The 16,578-nt window shown below is 45.0% G+C and carries 12 protein-coding genes, 8 tRNA genes and 1 rRNA gene; 3 read left to right on the plus strand and 18 right to left on the minus strand.

Annotation, left to right across the window (positions count from 1 at the left end):
• Nucleotides 1-173: 173 nt before the first annotated feature.
• Nucleotides 174-2,177 carry a diguanylate cyclase domain-containing protein gene (locus tag LKD46_RS08805; RefSeq protein ID WP_227574029.1) on the plus strand — a complete coding sequence of 668 codons (2,004 nt, stop codon included), beginning with the start codon at nucleotides 174-176 and terminating at the stop codon, nucleotides 2,175-2,177.
• Nucleotides 2,178-2,417: 240 nt separating this feature from the next.
• On the opposite strand, the gene LKD46_RS08810 is transcribed toward LKD46_RS08805, so the two are convergent.
• The 5 genes from LKD46_RS08810 to LKD46_RS08830 form a co-directional block, all read right to left on the minus strand.
• Nucleotides 2,418-2,491, minus strand: a tRNA-Arg gene (locus tag LKD46_RS08810).
• A 158-nt stretch (nucleotides 2,492-2,649) separates the two neighbouring features.
• Nucleotides 2,650-3,882 carry an ABC transporter permease gene (locus tag LKD46_RS08815; protein ID WP_227574030.1) on the minus strand — a complete coding sequence of 411 codons (1,233 nt, stop codon included), beginning with the start codon at nucleotides 3,880-3,882 and terminating at the stop codon, nucleotides 2,650-2,652.
• Entirely contained in the window at nucleotides 3,875-5,662 is a 1,788-nt protein-coding gene (locus tag LKD46_RS08820; RefSeq protein WP_227574031.1) for an efflux RND transporter periplasmic adaptor subunit, read from the minus strand. The genes LKD46_RS08815 and LKD46_RS08820 overlap by 8 nt, the downstream gene beginning before the upstream one ends.
• 2 nt (nucleotides 5,663-5,664) lie before the next feature.
• Complete coding sequence (locus LKD46_RS08825; protein WP_118608647.1) at nucleotides 5,665-6,372, minus strand: ABC transporter ATP-binding protein; 708 nt, start codon at nucleotides 6,370-6,372, stop codon at nucleotides 5,665-5,667.
• A gap of 270 nt (nucleotides 6,373-6,642) precedes the next feature.
• Nucleotides 6,643-8,037, minus strand: a complete 1,395-nt coding sequence (locus LKD46_RS08830) for an aminopeptidase (RefSeq protein ID WP_138276613.1) — start codon at nucleotides 8,035-8,037, stop codon at nucleotides 6,643-6,645.
• A 261-nt stretch (nucleotides 8,038-8,298) separates the two neighbouring features.
• On the opposite strand from LKD46_RS08830, the gene LKD46_RS08835 reads away from it, so the two are divergent.
• The gene (locus LKD46_RS08835) at nucleotides 8,299-10,011 is read left to right on the plus strand and encodes an ABC-ATPase domain-containing protein (protein ID WP_227574032.1); all 1,713 of its coding nucleotides are present in this window, start codon (nucleotides 8,299-8,301) and stop codon (nucleotides 10,009-10,011) included.
• A 384-nt stretch (nucleotides 10,012-10,395) separates the two neighbouring features.
• Here LKD46_RS08835 and LKD46_RS08840 read toward each other — a convergent pair whose 3' ends face one another.
• The 11 genes from LKD46_RS08840 to LKD46_RS08890 all read right to left on the minus strand — a co-directional run bounded on the left by LKD46_RS08840 (nucleotide 10,396) and on the right by LKD46_RS08890 (nucleotide 15,169).
• Nucleotides 10,396-11,127 carry a histidine phosphatase family protein gene (locus LKD46_RS08840; RefSeq protein ID WP_021650251.1) on the minus strand — a complete coding sequence of 244 codons (732 nt, stop codon included), beginning with the start codon at nucleotides 11,125-11,127 and terminating at the stop codon, nucleotides 10,396-10,398.
• A gap of 88 nt (nucleotides 11,128-11,215) precedes the next feature.
• Nucleotides 11,216-11,626 carry a metal-dependent transcriptional regulator gene (locus LKD46_RS08845; protein WP_021650250.1) on the minus strand — a complete coding sequence of 137 codons (411 nt, stop codon included), beginning with the start codon at nucleotides 11,624-11,626 and terminating at the stop codon, nucleotides 11,216-11,218.
• Nucleotides 11,627-11,703: 77 nt separating this feature from the next.
• On the minus strand, nucleotides 11,704-12,288 hold the full coding sequence (locus LKD46_RS08850; protein ID WP_110102850.1) for a TetR/AcrR family transcriptional regulator: 585 nt from the start codon (nucleotides 12,286-12,288) through the stop codon (nucleotides 11,704-11,706).
• A gap of 146 nt (nucleotides 12,289-12,434) precedes the next feature.
• Complete coding sequence (gene hydE, locus LKD46_RS08855) at nucleotides 12,435-13,478, minus strand: [FeFe] hydrogenase H-cluster radical SAM maturase HydE (RefSeq protein ID WP_110102851.1); 1,044 nt, start codon at nucleotides 13,476-13,478, stop codon at nucleotides 12,435-12,437.
• 158 nt (nucleotides 13,479-13,636) lie between these two features.
• Complete coding sequence (locus LKD46_RS08860; protein ID WP_022427056.1) at nucleotides 13,637-14,389, minus strand: tRNA threonylcarbamoyladenosine dehydratase; 753 nt, start codon at nucleotides 14,387-14,389, stop codon at nucleotides 13,637-13,639.
• Between the two features lie 215 nt (nucleotides 14,390-14,604).
• Nucleotides 14,605-14,688, minus strand: a tRNA-Leu gene (locus LKD46_RS08865).
• Nucleotides 14,689-14,712: 24 nt separating this feature from the next.
• Nucleotides 14,713-14,785: transfer RNA gene (locus tag LKD46_RS08870), tRNA-Val, on the minus strand.
• Nucleotides 14,786-14,794: 9 nt separating this feature from the next.
• Nucleotides 14,795-14,868 (minus strand) — tRNA-Asp (locus LKD46_RS08875).
• A gap of 24 nt (nucleotides 14,869-14,892) precedes the next feature.
• Nucleotides 14,893-14,966, minus strand: a tRNA-Ile gene (locus LKD46_RS08880).
• 4 nt (nucleotides 14,967-14,970) lie between these two features.
• Nucleotides 14,971-15,043: transfer RNA gene (locus tag LKD46_RS08885), tRNA-Thr, on the minus strand.
• A gap of 54 nt (nucleotides 15,044-15,097) precedes the next feature.
• A tRNA-Glu gene (locus LKD46_RS08890) sits at nucleotides 15,098-15,169 on the minus strand.
• Between the two features lie 291 nt (nucleotides 15,170-15,460).
• Here LKD46_RS08890 and LKD46_RS08895 point away from each other — a divergent pair.
• Nucleotides 15,461-16,027 carry a flavodoxin family protein gene (locus LKD46_RS08895; RefSeq protein ID WP_022426346.1) on the plus strand — a complete coding sequence of 189 codons (567 nt, stop codon included), beginning with the start codon at nucleotides 15,461-15,463 and terminating at the stop codon, nucleotides 16,025-16,027.
• A 202-nt stretch (nucleotides 16,028-16,229) separates the two neighbouring features.
• Here LKD46_RS08895 and LKD46_RS08900 read toward each other — a convergent pair.
• Together LKD46_RS08900 and LKD46_RS08905 are read right to left on the minus strand one after the other, a co-directional pair.
• A tRNA-Asn gene (locus LKD46_RS08900) sits at nucleotides 16,230-16,302 on the minus strand.
• Between the two features lie 97 nt (nucleotides 16,303-16,399).
• Nucleotides 16,400-16,578: ribosomal RNA gene (locus LKD46_RS08905) — 23S ribosomal RNA — on the minus strand; the annotation flags it as partial.

Raw genomic sequence — 16,578 nt, forward strand, 5'->3', positions numbered from 1 at the left:
AATTTAATAGAATCAGGTATGTTTCGAAAAAGGAAGAACTCAACGCTGTTCTTCCTTTTTTTGTGCTTTATTTTGTGGATTTTTCATATGTATTTTTTTGTATTAATGATATATTATTGGTATAATATACAAAAAATAACTTGTTCACTTGCATATGGAGGTCTAAAAAAAAAATGAAAAAATCTGATCGCTACAATATCGGCATTCTTATTGGTGGCGTGCATACTTATTTTCCCAAAGAACATATCCGCGGCATTACCGAAGCTGCCAGAGAATTAAATGTTAATGTGTGTTTTTTTCTCGGAACACAGACCAAAGATTTCTTTGAAGATCTGCTAGGTGGAACTCACAAAGATTCTTTTGATTATCAATTCAAAACTATCCACGATTACAGTCTTATCGGTGGTCTTGACGGATTGCTCATCAACTACGGAACTCTTGGGCTTCAATTAAAGAATGAAACTGCGGAAAGATTTGCATTGAAATTTAATTCGATTCCTACAGTATTTCTTACAGAGATTGTTCATTCTCCAAACTGTCATTCCCTGATCTGTGACAACAAAAACGGAATCCACATGGTCATGGAGCATCTGATCAATGAGCATCATTGTCGAAAAATTCTTTTTGTAGCGGGTCCTTCTCAGAATACTGATGCAAATGAACGCAAAAACACATATCTTGAAAGAATGGCTGCACACAATCTGCCGGTCACTCCACAGATGATCGCACAGGGTGACTACTCTGAATTTGTTGACCGCCAGGTTCAGCACCTTCTGGATGATAATCCGGATGCACAGGCCATCGTATTTGCAAATGATGAAATGGCATTTTCCGGATACCGCGTGTGTGAACAACGTGGTCTTAAAGTTGGCAAGGATATCCTCATTACTGGTTTTGATGACTGCGAGCGTGCTTCCGGTATGGAGCCTCCTCTTACAACCGTTCAGCAGGATGGCGTCCTGATGGGAAAAATGGCTGTCTATGATCTGATAGCCAAACTGGATGGCAGTGAAGTTTTGTCCCGAAGAGTTCCTGTTTCTCTATGTGTCAGAGAATCCTGTGGATGTCAGGAAAAAATTCCGGAAATCCGCAGTACTCCTGTAAACCTTACTGAACAGATTCATAAGTTAAATCGCACAATCACAAATATGAAACTTGAACTGATCAACTTTCAGAGAAAGTCCTGGTTTATTCCTTACTTAGCCAGAAATCTGAATGACTGTATGGATGATGAATATGCTTTTCTTCTGTCAGCAATGGAAAACATGCGTGAGCTTCGAACCAAATGTACTTACCTCTTTCTTCTGGATGAACCAGTCATCTATCATCAGAATGATGAATGGATATCTCCACAAAATCTTCGGCTTGCTGCCTATTATCGAGACGAAGAAACAGCTGCTTTTCATCTTTATGACCGCCAGCCTGTAAACGCTGAAAATGGCATCTGTCAGTTAATGGCAGATAACGACCGTCACCAGTTTATGGTATTTCTGCTCTTCTCCGGAGAAAAGCAGTATGGTCTTCTTGCATGCGATATCCAACCGGAAGAATTTCCGTTCTTCTATGTGATAAGCCTGCAGATTGGCCTTTCTCTTCATTATCTTGAAATCAGTAAAGTAGAAGTTCTCCGTCGTCAGGAAATGTCCAGGGATCTTGAGCTTGTCCGTGAACGTAACCGGGAACTTGGATTAATCTCCAAATATGATGAACTGACAGGACTTCTTAACTTAAGAGGTTTCACTGAACAGATCAAGAATTTTTGCAGCAAAAGCGAACATCAGCGCGCCTATATTATCTGCGCTGATCTGGATCACCTTAAAGAAATCAATGATACGTGGGGACATCCGGCAGGCAATTTTGCCCTGCGAAGTGTCGCTAATATTTTTAACGGCTGTCTCCGCAGCCAGGACGTCGTTGCCCGCACTGGCGGTGATGAATTCCTGATCCTCCTTAACTGTCAGGAAAAAAACTTCCAGGATATTTTCCGCAAACGAGTCCGGGATGCATGTGCTGCTTTTAATGCAGAATCCGGCAAACCATTTCTCGTGGAGGTTTCTCTTGGAATCACCGAATTCAAGCCAAGCCCGGAAACAGATATTCCTACAATCATCGAACACGCTGATAAAGACCTTTATGAAGCCAAAAAGCTCCGCAAAAACTCCGTTCGTCGACCGTAAAACGGGATGCAATATATTTTAAAATGGGGCTGTCGGGAAATAGATAGCCCCTTAGCTTACAAATATTTATACATTGATTTCAAATACTGCGGATTGTTTTTCTAAATTACCATCATAGGTGTAAAAATTAATCTTAAACATCCCCGAAATAGATAAGTCACAGGTTTTTACACAAACCTGAAAACGAAAAAAAAAGCCGGAAACCATTGATTTTTCAAGGTTTCCGGCTTCTTAAATTAGCGTGCGTTAGAGGATTCGAACCCCCGACCTTTTGGTCCGTAGCCAAACGCTCTATCCAGCTGAGCTAAACGCACATCTTAGTTGCTTTTCCTTTGTGATATTTCGTATCACCGCTGCAACAATATGTATGATACTCTAAGACCTATAAAATGTCAAGGGTTTTTTGAAACTTTTTTTGATTTTTTTTAAAAATATTTTTTATTGCTATTTTTGATGCAAAAGCAACAGTTTTTTAATTCCGTCTAAGCGCCTCAATCGGACTCAGTTTCGCTGCCTTTCTCGCCGGATAGATTCCGAAGAACACACCTACCGCACAGGAGAACAGCGTAGCCGCCAGGATAGTTCCTGCACTGATCCCAGGTGCGATCGTCATTCCCATACTGCTGCTGATCACCGCACAGATCACATAGCCGCCTGCAATCCCCAGAACAATACCGATCAGCCCACCTATGATCGTCAGGATCGCCGCCTCCGCAAGGAACTGTAACATAATGGACGAGGTTTTTGCTCCAAGGGATTTCCGGATACCGATCTCCCTGGTACGCTCTGTGACGGACACCAGCATAATGTTCATGACACCGATACCACCTACCAGAAGCGAAATTCCCGCAACAAAAGAGATAAACGCAGTCACCATGCCAAGCATCTGGTTCATGGATTTCATGACATCCTGGAAACTCTGTACCTGGAAATATTCATCTCCGGCACACTGGTGACGTCTCTCAAGAAGATTTATGATCTTGTCCGCGATCGCCTGGGAATCCAGACTCTTATCCGCCTGAACTATGATCTGATAAAATTCTCCGCTGCTTCCGGTAAAGTCATCCATGGCCGTATAAGGCACATTTATGGTCACCGGCATTCCATCGTAAGTATAGCTGACAAAGGTTCCGTTTTCCTTCTGTGTGGTGACTCCGCAGATGCGGAATGTCTTGGTCAGATCATAGCAGGTGATGTCCAATGTCATTCCCACTACATCATCTGTTCCGAAAAGCCTTTTCGCATCGGCATCGGAGATCACGCAGACGTTTTTTCCCTCTTCGACCTCCTTCTGCCCGAAATAGCTTCCGTACTTCACAGAAGCATTGTCCACCAGCTTGGCATCCTGGGCCTCCCCGGTCACTGTAAGATTAAAATCACCCTTTCCGGTTACGGTCTCGCCTGTATAGGAATCCGAAACATTAACACCTTCCACACCCTCCAGCTCCCGGACTGCATCAATATCCCCCGGCTCGATCCAGACCTGGTCTGTCGTGGCATCATCACTGCAGTAAACAGCGATCTGGCCGCCACCGATATCATTGATCTCACTGTTCATCTGATTCTTCGTACCCTCACCGATGGACACAATGGCGATCACAGATGCGATACCGATGATGATCCCTAACATGGTGAGAAAGGATCTTCCCTTATTGGCCATGATATTATGGATCGCCATTTTGATATATTCATAAATATTACTCATCGGCAGTCTCCCCTGTCTCTGCTGCACTGTCACTGTCTGCAGACGCTGCCTCTGCTTTCATTCCCTCTTCCAGGGAACCCAGATCCTCGATGACCTCATCTCCGGCTTTAATTCCATCTGTGATCTCAACAGAATCCTCCGAACTGATTCCTGTAGTGACATCCTGTTTTGTGATCACACCATCCTTCAGCACATAACAGAAGGAACCATCCTTGCCGATATTTACCACGCCTGCCGGAAGCGTTACCACATCCTCTGCCTTTTCTGCATAGATCTTTACCTTCGCATCTACTCCCAGAAAAATATCCTTGTCCGGCTTGTCGATGCTCACTGTGGCAGGGATCAGTGTGGAACCCTTTTCGTTGGTTGTGGCAATGTGACTGATCTTTGTCACCTTGCCGGTATATTTCCTGTCGCCGATGGTAATGTCCGCATTCTGGCCTTCCTTTACCTTATCGTAGTCATACTTGGACACATTGATATCAACGCTGACCTTATCTGTATTCTGCAGGGTAAAAAGCTCCATTCCCTGTGTTGCCGCTGCGCCCTGCTGGACTGCTGATTTGGAAATGACGCCGTTAAAATCCGCCGAAATGCCTTTCTTTCCTTCTTCTACCAGCTCTTTCGCAGATTTTGCATCCAGCTCAGTAAGATTGTTGCTGACACGCATTTTTTCTTTCTCTTCTTCTGTAAGGCTGGCAGAATCCGCCTCTGCAATGGATTTCTTGGAAGCAAGATCCGACTGCAGATCCGCCAGATCAGAGGTTGCCTGTTCGATCGCATTCTCAATGGCAGAAGTATCCACTGTACTTCCTGCAGAAGAAGCATCCGCAGATGCCTGATCCGTCAGCCCCGGTGTTTCCTCTGAAGCTCCATCGGTAACAAAATCACCGGCCGCACTACTGCTGTAATCAGAATACTCCGGCATTTTGGGCTGGCTGGCCTTCTTATCCTCATAAGCTTCCTTTGCTTCCTGGCAGGTGATCTCTGCCTGACTTCTTGCTGCTTCCGCTTCATCCAGCGCCTGGGCATTCTCATCGCTCTGCTCTGCCTGCCACTGTGCAAAAGCCATCTGATACCTGGTATCTGCCTGATTATAAGCATTCTGTGCCGTTACATAATCGGAATTCAGCTGTCCCAACTCCTTCTGGTACTGCGGAAGTGTCTCATTCTGATATGTAGTCAGCGCTTCTGAATACGCTCTCTGAGTCTCTGCATCCCTGGCAGCCTGGGCCTCTGCCTTTGCCTGGGCCTCTGCCTTTGCCTGGGCCTGCGCATCTGCCGCAGCCTGAGCCTGTACAGACGCCAGCTGTGATCTCAGGGAAGCCAGATAATTCTGCTGCTCCCTTACCTGCTGTTCCAGACTGGAAACCTTTGCTTTTGCGCTGTTCTGCTTCTGCTGGGCCTCATTAGATTTATTGATGGAATTTTTGTAATCATACTGTCCGGACTGTACATTCAGCTCTGCTTTCTGATTATCCCTCTCCAGATCCTTCACTTCAAACTCTATCAGCTTCGTTCCCTTTGAAACCGTATCGCCTTCTGCAAAGGATACGCTTTTGATCTGTGCGTTCACAGGAGAATAAAAGGTCTTCTGCTCATCACTGACAACGGTTCCGGTTGCATCTACGATCTCCTCCACATCTCCTGTCTCCGCTTTGGTAACAGCAACCTGCGGAATCTGTGATCCCCCGCGGCCTGCACCTGATGCCGCATAAATACCGCCTGCCACAACAGCCACTGCTGCCACACCGATCACAATCTTTTTTCCTTTTTTCATTCTTAAGCCTCCTCGACAAATTCCTCATTGATCGTATCTGATTCAATTTTTCCATCCATGATCCGGACTACACGTCTGGCCTGAGCCGCGATCCCATTATCATGGGTGATCAGGATCAAGGTTTCTCCCGATCTGTGCATTCCCTTCAGGATCTCCATAATTTCCCTGCTGGATGCAGAGTCCAGGTTTCCCGTTGGTTCATCTGCCAGGATCACCGGCGGCCTGGCTGCGATAGCTCTGGCAATAGCCACACGCTGCTGTTGTCCCCCTGACATTTCGTTTGGCTTATGATCCATACGTTTCTCAAGTCCGACTTTTTTAAGAGATTCCACAGCAAGCTTTCTTCTTGTTTTCCGGTCGATCCCACGATAGATCAGAGGAAGCTCCACGTTTTCCAGCGCCGTAAGATTTGCGATCAGATTAAAGCCCTGAAAGATAAAACCAATCTCCTTATTTCGTACCACCGAGAGATCATTATCCTTCATTGTGGATACATCTGTTCCATTCAGATAATATTTCCCGGAGGTGGGGACATCCAGACAGCCCAGCATGTTCATAAAGGTGGATTTTCCGGAACCGGACTGTCCGATAATAGCCACAAATTCACCCTTATGGATCTCCAGGTCCACATGATCCAGCGCCCGCACCTCATTTTCTCCGGGATTGTAAACCTTGCACAGATCTACTACCCGTACCAATGCATCTTCCATAATAAAATTACTCCTTGTAAAGTAAATCAGTCCCAGGCAAGCCTCTCCTCTGCTTATTGCTTTTCGTCATTGAAGCAGAGAGCTTCCCTGATCAGGTTAAAAATACAGAGCGAAGTCTGCAGGGGATACTGCTGTTTCTCGTCGGAACGCTCCAAGCCAAAACAGCAGCAGGCAGACTGCTCTGTCATTTCCGGGAAATCCCCGCTCATTAATCTGTAACGAAATGATCACCTAAATGTCTTCAAAACTGACGCACATTTATACATCCGTTTATGCATCAAGTAAAAATGCCTTATATGCCTTGTATGCCTCATATACATCTGCCTTGCTGGTAACCTCCCACGGAGCATGCATACTCAGCACTGCCACGCCACTGTCAATAACCTCCATTCCGTAAAGTGCCGCAATATAAGCGATGGTTCCGCCTCCACCAAAATCAACCTTTCCAAGCTCTGCTGTCTGGAAAGCAACATTGTGATCATCAAAAATCCTGCGAACTCTTGCAACGTACTCTGCATTGGCATCGTTGGAACCGGATTTTCCTCTTGCCCCGGTGAACTTGTTAAGAACAATACCGCGTCCAAGATATGCTGCATTCTTTTTCTCAAAAGCCTCACCATAGGCCGGATCATAACCGGCACTTACATCAGAAGAAAGCATACTGGAATTACGGAGAGCTCTTCTTAATGCAAGCTCGGAATAGCAGCCCATTCCGTCCAGAAGCTCTGCCACGCTGTTCTCAAAAAATCTGGACTGCATGCCTGTGGCACCAACGCTTCCGATCTCTTCCTTATCTACAAGGAGACAACAGCCGGTACGCTTCGGTGTCTCCTCCATCTCCAGCATTGCCGCAAGGGATGTGTAAGCGCATACACGGTCATCCTGTCCATATGCTGCGATCATGCTGCGGTCAAGTCCACAGTCTCTTGCCTTTCCTGCCGGAACGATCTCCAGCTCTGCAGAAAGAAAGTCCTCTTCCTCAATACCATATTTCTCATTTAAAATCTTCAGCACATTCTGTTTTACCGCATCCTTTTTTGAATCATCCGGAAGCTCTGCAAGAGGTCTGCTTCCGATCAGGATATCCAGCATCTCACCCTCAATAACCTCTGCTGCCTTTTTCTGGAGCTGTTTTCCGGAAAGATGGACCAGAAGATCTGTGATGTAAAGTACCGGATCCTCCGCATCCTCACCAATGCTGATCTCCACAATGCTTCCGTCCTTCTTTGCAACAACGCCATGCATAGCAAGAGGCAGTGTCACCCACTGGTATTTTTTTACGCCACCATAATAATGGGTATCCAGATAAGCCAGGTCCGTATCCTCGTACAGAGGATTCTGCTTAACATCCAGTCGCGGAGAGTCGATATGTGCACAGAGAATACTCATCCCTCCGGAAAGCTCTTCGGTTCCTACATGAAACAGGGCAACGATCTTCTTCATCCCTACTGCATAAACCTTGTCACCGGCCTTGATCTTCTCGCCTTTTTCAAGCTTCGACTCAAGAGATTCATATCCGGCAGCCTCTGCTTCCTTTACGATTTCTGCAACACATTCACGTTCCGTTTTTCCTTTATCCAAAAATTCTCTGTAAGCCTTCGCAAGCTTCTCCATTTCTGTTTCTTCTGCTTCCTTATAAGAAAGCCACGCATTTCTTCTTTCCATTTTAGTGGTCCACCTTTCTTTATAGCTTCCGGCAGCTGCCGTTTCTCATCATATTATCTGCAATCTGTCTACTATTATAGGTCAAACATTTACGAATTTCCACCGCAATTCCCATTCTTTACAAAATCTTTATGATTCGTTATAGTAGTTCTTAAGAATTGGCCCTGTATCCAAAATTTTCAGGTATCTTACACACGGAAAGCTTTCTGTTTCACCGTAGACTTTACCTGTATGCTCCCACAGGGCAAAGGAGGAAACAACATGCAATCATCTGCTCAGTTAAAAGAGCTTCTTCACAGCATCAACCGCAAAAGCTATCCTGCATACAAGTCTCTGCGGGGTGCATACCAGTTTGACCGTTATATTTTGTCCATTGACCACGTACAGGGGGATCCTTTTGCCTCTCCCTCTCACATCAGTGTAAAGCTCTCCCACCGCGACACCGGATTTCCTGCAGAATATTATAAGGATTCCCTGACCCGCATCACACTGGGAGACTTTCTGAACCGCCAGTTTGAACAGCAGGTAAACCGTTATACCTTCCGTGCAAAAGGCTCCGGAAAAAGCGGCCTGATCTCAGTAAGCCACTGTGGTCAGGAGGTTCTTGCACGTACCGCCTGTGAAATAACGGAAAAAGGCATCACTGCCCGTTTTTTCATCGGTTTCCCGGCCAATGGCAGAACCATCAACTCTCCCGAACTGGAAAAAATCCTCTTCGATTTTCTTCCGGTCTGTATTCACAAGGCATTTTTTTACCGGAATCTTGACCCGGAAGCGCTGAGAAAAGCCATCTGCCTTGCCGAAGATCAGGCATTTATCCGTCAGGAGCTGAAAAAACGTTCTCTGGCTGCCTTTGTCAGTGACGGCGCTATCCTCCCCAGGGAAAGCGGCATCTCTTCACGCCCGATGAAAAATTCTGTTCCTTTTATTTCTCCGGAAAGCCTGAGGGTTTCCATGGATCTGCCCCACAGAGGAACCATCACAGGCATGGGCATTCCCTGCGGCATCACCTTGATCGTAGGTGGCGGCTACCATGGCAAATCCACCTTACTTAACGCACTGGAGCTGGGAATTTACGATCACATTTCCGGCGATGGCCGGGAGTATGTCATTACCGATCCTTCTGCACAGAAGCTTCGCTCTGAGGACGGCCGTTTTATCAAAGATGTGGACATTTCTCTTTTTATCAACGATCTTCCAAATAAAAAAGACACCCTCTGCTTTTCTACAGAGGATGCCAGCGGCAGCACTTCACAGGCTGCCGGTATCGTGGAAAGTATGGAGGCAGGAAGTAAAGTCTTTCTCCTTGACGAGGATACCTCTGCCACCAACTTTATGGTCCGTGATTCCTTCATGCAGCGGGTGATCTGCCGGGAAAAGGAGCCCATCACTCCATTTCTGGAACGTGCGCGGGATCTCTATGAAAAGGCAGGGATCTCCACTATCCTGGTTGCCGGAAGCTCCGGAGCTTTTTTCCATATTGCGGATACTGTGATCCAGATGGATAATTATCATCCGGTGGACATCACAGCAGTCACCAAAAAGCTCTGTCAGGAATATCCTCTCTCAGACATTGAGGCTCCTACATTCCGCCTTCCGGAAAGCCATCGCATCATGACCAGGGCCAAAGTGGCTCCATCCCGCCACAGCCGTCCCGGACAGCCGGAAAAACTGAAAACCAAGGTTCACGGCAAAGATGGCTTTTCTCTTGGAAAAACCGAAGTGGATCTCCGCTATGTGGAGCAGCTGATCGACTCCGAGCAAACTGCATCCCTGGCGTTGCTTCTGAAATATGCCTGCGAACATCTCATTGACGGAAAACGTACTCTGCCGGAGATCATCACTTATCTGGATACTCAGCTGAAAAGGCAGGGATTGTCCTTCTTCTCGGAAGGCTCTTATATTCCATGCGGTTATGCCATGCCCAGGATCCAGGAAATATATTCCTGCTTTAACCGCTATCGCAGGCCGTAGCTGTGCCTGAAGCTGTATATCTAATAAATCTCAGACAACCAAAAAATGCTGCCGATAAACATTTGAAATCTTTATCTCCTCTGTCATTCGGCAGTTTTTTTCTGCAATGCAAAACCACCGTCCTGTCGGCTCTGTCTTGCCAATGGAACGGTGGTTTATCTTCATACATATTTTAGGGAAAGGAAAGAGTTTTTCTTAAGAGCTTCTGTTCTCTTAAGATGTTTATATCATACAGGATAAATGTGAGAGAAATTTGTACAATTTCTAATAAATTTATAAAATTTATTAACGAAGTCTAATCATTTTCCAAAATAATCCTGCTGATCATTATTTACCATGGTCTTCCGGAAAAACCCGAAATATTACAGCCGTTTCTTTCACTTTTTAGTCGTGTCTCTGCTCTTTGTTATCATATGTCTCACAGAATCTGGCAGCAAAAGCCGGAGGCTCCTGATGCGCATACAAATGAGAAATGTCTCCAAAAGAGCTCATACGGAAGGACGCGATCCCTTTTCGCCTCTCCTCTGTAACAATAGTGCTCACCGATGACGGCGCCGCACAGAAATTCTGCAGCATCACCAGCGGAGAGATACTGAGAAGATAGCTGATGAGTACACAGCTTACACCGAAATGGCAGAAAAACACAAGCGTATCTTCATTGGCTTTTTCTGCTCTGTAATAATGTCCTTCCCGCACATAGCCATGCTCTGCCAGAACTTTATCAAAATTCTGTGTGACCCAGTCATACTCTTCTTTCATTTTTCCCTCTCGCAGGATGTCATTATCCCACCAGCGGTCAAAGCTGTAGAAATTTTCGATCTTCGTCCAGTCCTGGGGAAGCCAGTCCCAGGGAATGATCTTTTCCCCATGAAGATCTGGTCTTCTGATCTTTACGTCGAATTCTCTCAGCCACTTGCATTCTGTAGCTGTTCTTCCGTTTTTCTTCAGTGTGCAGGATGCGGTATCCTTTGCTCTTCCAAGCGGAGAAACATAAAAATCCCTGACATCAAGAGCTGCGATCTTTTCAGAAAGAAATTCCGCTTCCTTCCAGCCCTTTTCGGTCAGGGAATCTATTGTGTAATCCGGGTCTCCATGTCGTATAAAAAGTAATTTCATCTTTTGGTATCCTCCATTTCATAACCTGGATTTCCATTATATTCTTATTTTTTCAGTTGTCAATTCCTGATAGCTTCTGCTGCAGGGATCAAACCTGATCCGCGGTTTCTCCATGGAGCACAGCCTGCTGCTCCCTCAGCTCATAAACTGCCTTTTTCAATGCCTGAAAGCTCTCCTCACTGATTATGTGCTCGATCCTGCAGGCATCATGAATCGCTGTTTTTTCCTGGACTCCCAGTATCATCAGCCAGGAAGAGATCAGCTGATGACGTTCATATACCTTATCGGCAATCTTATGTCCGTCCTCTGTCAGACGGATATCTCCGTTGTCGGCTACTGTGATGAGATTTTTCTGGCGAAGATTCTTCATGGCAACACTGACACTCGGTTTCTTAAAGCCCATCTCTGCCGCGATATCCACAGCTCTTACAAGAGAGCTCCTGTTTCCAAGGATCAGGATCGTTTCCAAATAATCTTCAGATGATTCATTTGATCTCACGTTATTTACACCTCCCTCGGTTTGTTAAAACTAACCAAGTTAATCATAACATACTTTAGGAGAATGAGCAATGGTTTTTACTGCTTTCTGTTTAGTTCTGCCTCAATTGCCAGAAGGCACTGGCTGGAACATATCTGCAGAATTCTGGAAATTTCCAGGAGTTTTTCCCTGGCACAGTTTCCCTGGAGCAGTTCACAATATCCCTGAAATTTCATCTGTACCAGGATATGTACCAGCTCGTGATCAACTTCTTGTCCACATTCCTTTTGAAAACGTTCATTAAGGATCTGCTCCATTTTCGTGCAGGCATCCTCACGGAAATTCTCATATCTGGTACCTTCAGCTCCTTCTATGAGGATTTTTGCGATGTCCCTGTTTTCCCAGATAAATTCCATAAGTATCCTGTCATATTCTTCCGGATGCAGTTGTTTTTCCTGATCCGTAAAGTCTCCCATGATCCGCTTCAGATCCTCTACCGTCTCTTCCACGATTTCTTCAAAAAGAGCTGCTTTACTTTCAAAAAAGAAATATAGCGCTCCCGTAGTCACATCTGCTTTTTTGCAGATCGCACGAAGAGAAGCCTTCAGAAATCCCCTGTCTCTGAATTCTTCCTTCCCCGCTTCCAGAAGTCTGCTCCGCACAGCATTTTCTGATTTTTCCATATTTTACGCACTCCATCATTTTTCCTGCATTCCGCTTTGCAGGAAAATTCCGCTTATTTCTGACCAGCTGTTAATTTTTTAGCAATCTGATCTTACTGATATTTTACCTTAAATCGCTGAAAAAAGAAAGTATTTTGTACCCCGTGTCAATCTGTCATCGGGGAATCTCCACGGTCTGTAACGATTTCATAGCCTACAGACTCCACACGTCTGGTAAGGCACCCTCTGCACTCTGCTGCTTCCTCGCCTGTACAGATCTTGTTATCATAAAGCTCATACTGTTTACGGTTCTTCACCGGAGAAAGATTGGGCATTACTACATTTGCACCCGCCTGAAAACCCTTTTCCCTGCCTCTGGGGTCCAGGGTCCCCAGTGCTGTGGTTGCCGGAAGAAGTACCTGCGGAAGCAGGATCCGGATGACAGACAGCAGAAACAGTGTCAGATCCACACTTCCTGCCGGTTCCTCTGCAAATTTCGTATCATGGTGCGGGACAAATGGTCCGATCCCCACCATATGCGGATTCAGGTCTTTAAGAAAAACAAGGTCTTCCGCCAGATACTCCAGCGTCTGTCCCGGCGCACCTACCATAAATCCGGCACCTATCTGATATCCCAGTTCCTTCAGGGTATAAAGACACTGTTTACGGTTTGCAAGACTTAAACTCTCCGGATGAAGATAACGATAATGTTCCTCACTGGCCGTCTCATGACGGAGTAAATAGCGGTCTGCTCCAGCATCTTTAAATCTCTGATAGCTTTCTTTTGATTTCTCCCCAATGGACAGCGTAATCGCACAGTCCGGATATCCCTGTTTGATGGACCGGATGATGTCAACCATCCGGTCATCATTAAACCATGGGTCTTCCCCTCCCTGGAGCACAAATGTCCGAAATCCCAGCTCATAGCCATTCTCGCAGCACTGCAGGATTTCTTCCTTCGTAAGGCGGTAACGGCTGGCATTCCTGTTAGAACGGCGGATCCCGCAGTAATAGCAGTCATTTCTGCAGTAATTGGTAAATTCTATCAGACCTCTTGTATATATTTTATTTCCAAAATATTTTTTCTGTATACGGACAGCCTCTTCCCGAAGCAGACGAACCGTATCCGGATCCTGGTATAAGTGCAGAAGTTCCGGATATTCTTCCTTTGTCAGCTGTCCTTCTTTTATAAATTTTTCAACGATCCCCATACTTTATCTGTCCTTCTCTTTTATTTACAAAACTATCTGTAAAAAATATTTTATCACAAAAAAACAGATATTGCACAATATAAGTATACATGCAATATCTGTTCTTACAGAATGGTTATTGTTCATTCCGTTCTCAGTAACACAGAATAATCCAATTTTTATTTAATAAGATCCTTTACAACCTCACCGGCAATGATCAGTCCCACTACGGAAGGCACGAAGGCATTACTTCCCGGTACCTGACGTCTCTGAGTACATTTTTTTTCTGTTCCCGGAGGACAGATGCAATGAGACTTGCAGCTGATCGCCATATCATCAATTGGAGTCATTGGCTTCTCCTGTGAGTAAACCACCTTCAGTTTTTTGATTCCTCTTTTTTTCAGTTCACGGCGCATGACCTTTGCAAGGGGACAGACGGACGTTTTATAAATATCTGTCACTATAAAACCTGTTGGATCCATCTTATTTCCGGCCCCCATAGAGCTGATGATCGGTGTTCCTGAAGCCTTTGCCTGCTCTACGAGCATCAGCTTTCCGGTTACAGTGTCGATCGCATCGACTACATAATCATACTGGGAAAAATCAAAGGAATCTGCTGTCTCCGGCACATAAAATGTTTTGTGGATATTTACAACTGCATCCGGATTAATTTCAAGAATACGTTCTCTGGCCACGTCAACTTTATATTTCCCTACGGTCTTTCTTGTTGCGTAAATCTGGCGATTGATATTGGTGAGGCATACTTTATCATCATCAATGAGATCCAGGGTACCTACGCCACTTCTGACCAGTGCTTCCACCGTATATCCGCCAACACCGCCAATTCCAAATACTGCGACTCTGGAATTTTTCAGCTTTTCCATTCCTTCTTTTCCGATTAATAATTCTGTTCTTGAAAACTGATTCAGCATTTTCTGACCTCTCCTTATATTCTTTCCATGTATATTTATACTGACAACGGATATATTTTTTATATCTGTCCGATTTGTTTTACAACTGTCAGGATTCTATCATGGGAAAATAGCCTTGTCAATATCCCTACCAATAAGCTAGGAATATTTTCCCGTTTTCATCAATAAATTTTATGATACAAAAAAAGATCCCTAAAAAGGAATCTTACTGATACTGCGGGTAGCCGGACTTGAACCGGCACGGAGTTGCCCCCGAGAGATTTTAAGTCTCTTGTGTCTGCCTATTCCACCATACCCGCATATTCAATTAATTTGTTCAAAAATGGGGCCTATAGGGCTCGAACCTATGACCCTCTGCTTGTAAGGCAGATGCTCTCCCAGCTGAGCTAAGACCCCAAATATGAACGACCCAGAAGAGACTCGAACTCTCGACCTCCGCCGTGACAGGGCGGCGCTCTAACCAACTGAGCCACTGGGCCATACAAAATATAAAACTTTTAAAATGGACCTTCGGGGACTCGAACCCAGGACCGACCGGTTATGAGCCGGTTGCTCTAACCAACTGAGCTAAAGGTCCAAAAAGCCGATGATCGGACTCGAACCGATAACCTGCTGATTACAAATCAGCTGCTCTGCCAATTGAGCCACATCGGCGTATTAAACACCAAATGTTGAATCGAGTCAATGAATATCCAGTTTAGTTTTAAGTGACTCCAAGGGGATTTGAACCCCTGTTACCGCCGTGAAAGGGCGGTGTCTTAACCGCTTGACCATGGAGCCATATTTCTTTTTTATGTTTCGCTGTTTTGTATTTCCCTCAGCGACGAGTTAAATAATACCATACCTTTTTTATAATTGCAAGCTTTTTTTTGAAAAATTTCAATTTTTTTTACAAAGCCGGAAAACAGGCCGAAAAGCCTTATAAAATGGGCTTTCCAAGGGTTTGTATTTCCTTTCTCAAACCCTACCCGGGAAAATTTTTTCTGTTTTTTTCAAACATTGACATTATTTTTTCTCTGTATATAATTGAAAGTATGATGACTTAAAAAATCATATGAAAGGATGACAATAATGAAAGTTTTATTACTCAACGGCAGTCCTCGCAAAGAAGGCTGCACTTATACAGCTCTTACAGAGATCGCAGAAACCTTAAAGAAGAACGGTGTGGAGGCAGAAATCTTCCAGGCCGGGGATCCTTCTCAGGAAAACGTTGCTGACGCAGCTGCCATTATGAAAGAGGCTGACGCCCTTATTGTTGGTTCTCCGGTTTACTGGGCTTCTCCTTCCGGACAGATCATCGAATTCATGGATAAATTCGCTTCCAAGGCCGGAAAGGATATGATCCACAAGCCTGCCGCAGCTGTTGCTTCCGCAAGACGTGCCGGTACTACTGCTACTCTGGATGTTCTGATCAAATACTTTACCTATCATCAGATGCCTGTCGTGTCCGGAAACTACTGGACAATGGTTCACGGCAATACCCCGGATGACGTCAGAAAAGACGCTGAAGGCCTCCAGATCATGCGTACGTTAGGCAATAACATGGCATGGCTGTTAAAATGTATTGAAGCCGGTAAAAAGGCCGGTATCGACGCTCCGGAGACAGAGCAGAAGATCATGACTAATTTCATTCGATAAGCCAGAATTTCTCTGTCATAGCTTTATAAATTTATTGATTATCTCTAACAGTCAATATTTCTATTTGTAGTTACAAAAATAAACGTGCAGATATAAATATATCTTATTTATATTTATATCTGCACGTTTTTACATCCTTATCCTGTCACAGATCAAGCATAAAAAAATCCCATAAACTTTACATTTACAGGAAACAAAAAAACTCCCCCTGTTGGACTCGAACCAACGACACTGCGGTTAACAGCCGCATGCTCTACCGACTGAGCTAAGGAGGATTACTTAAATATTTAATTAAGGTTTGTACCTTAAAAACTACATACATGCTTGTTGATCGTTAATCAAACTCTTGAATCAATTCTTAACCTGCGTTTCTTGGTCAAGCCCTCACCCGATTAGTAACAGTCAGCTCCATGTGTTACCACACTTCCACCTCTGCCCTATCTACCTCGTCGTCTTCAAGGGGGTTTACTTCACTAAGAATGGGATATCTCATCTTGAGGGGGGCTTCACGCTTAGATGCCTTCAGCGTTTATCCCTTCCGGACTTGGCTA

The organism is Blautia fusiformis (assembly GCF_020686995.1).
GTDB lineage: Bacteria > Bacillota > Clostridia > Lachnospirales > Lachnospiraceae > Blautia_A > Blautia_A fusiformis.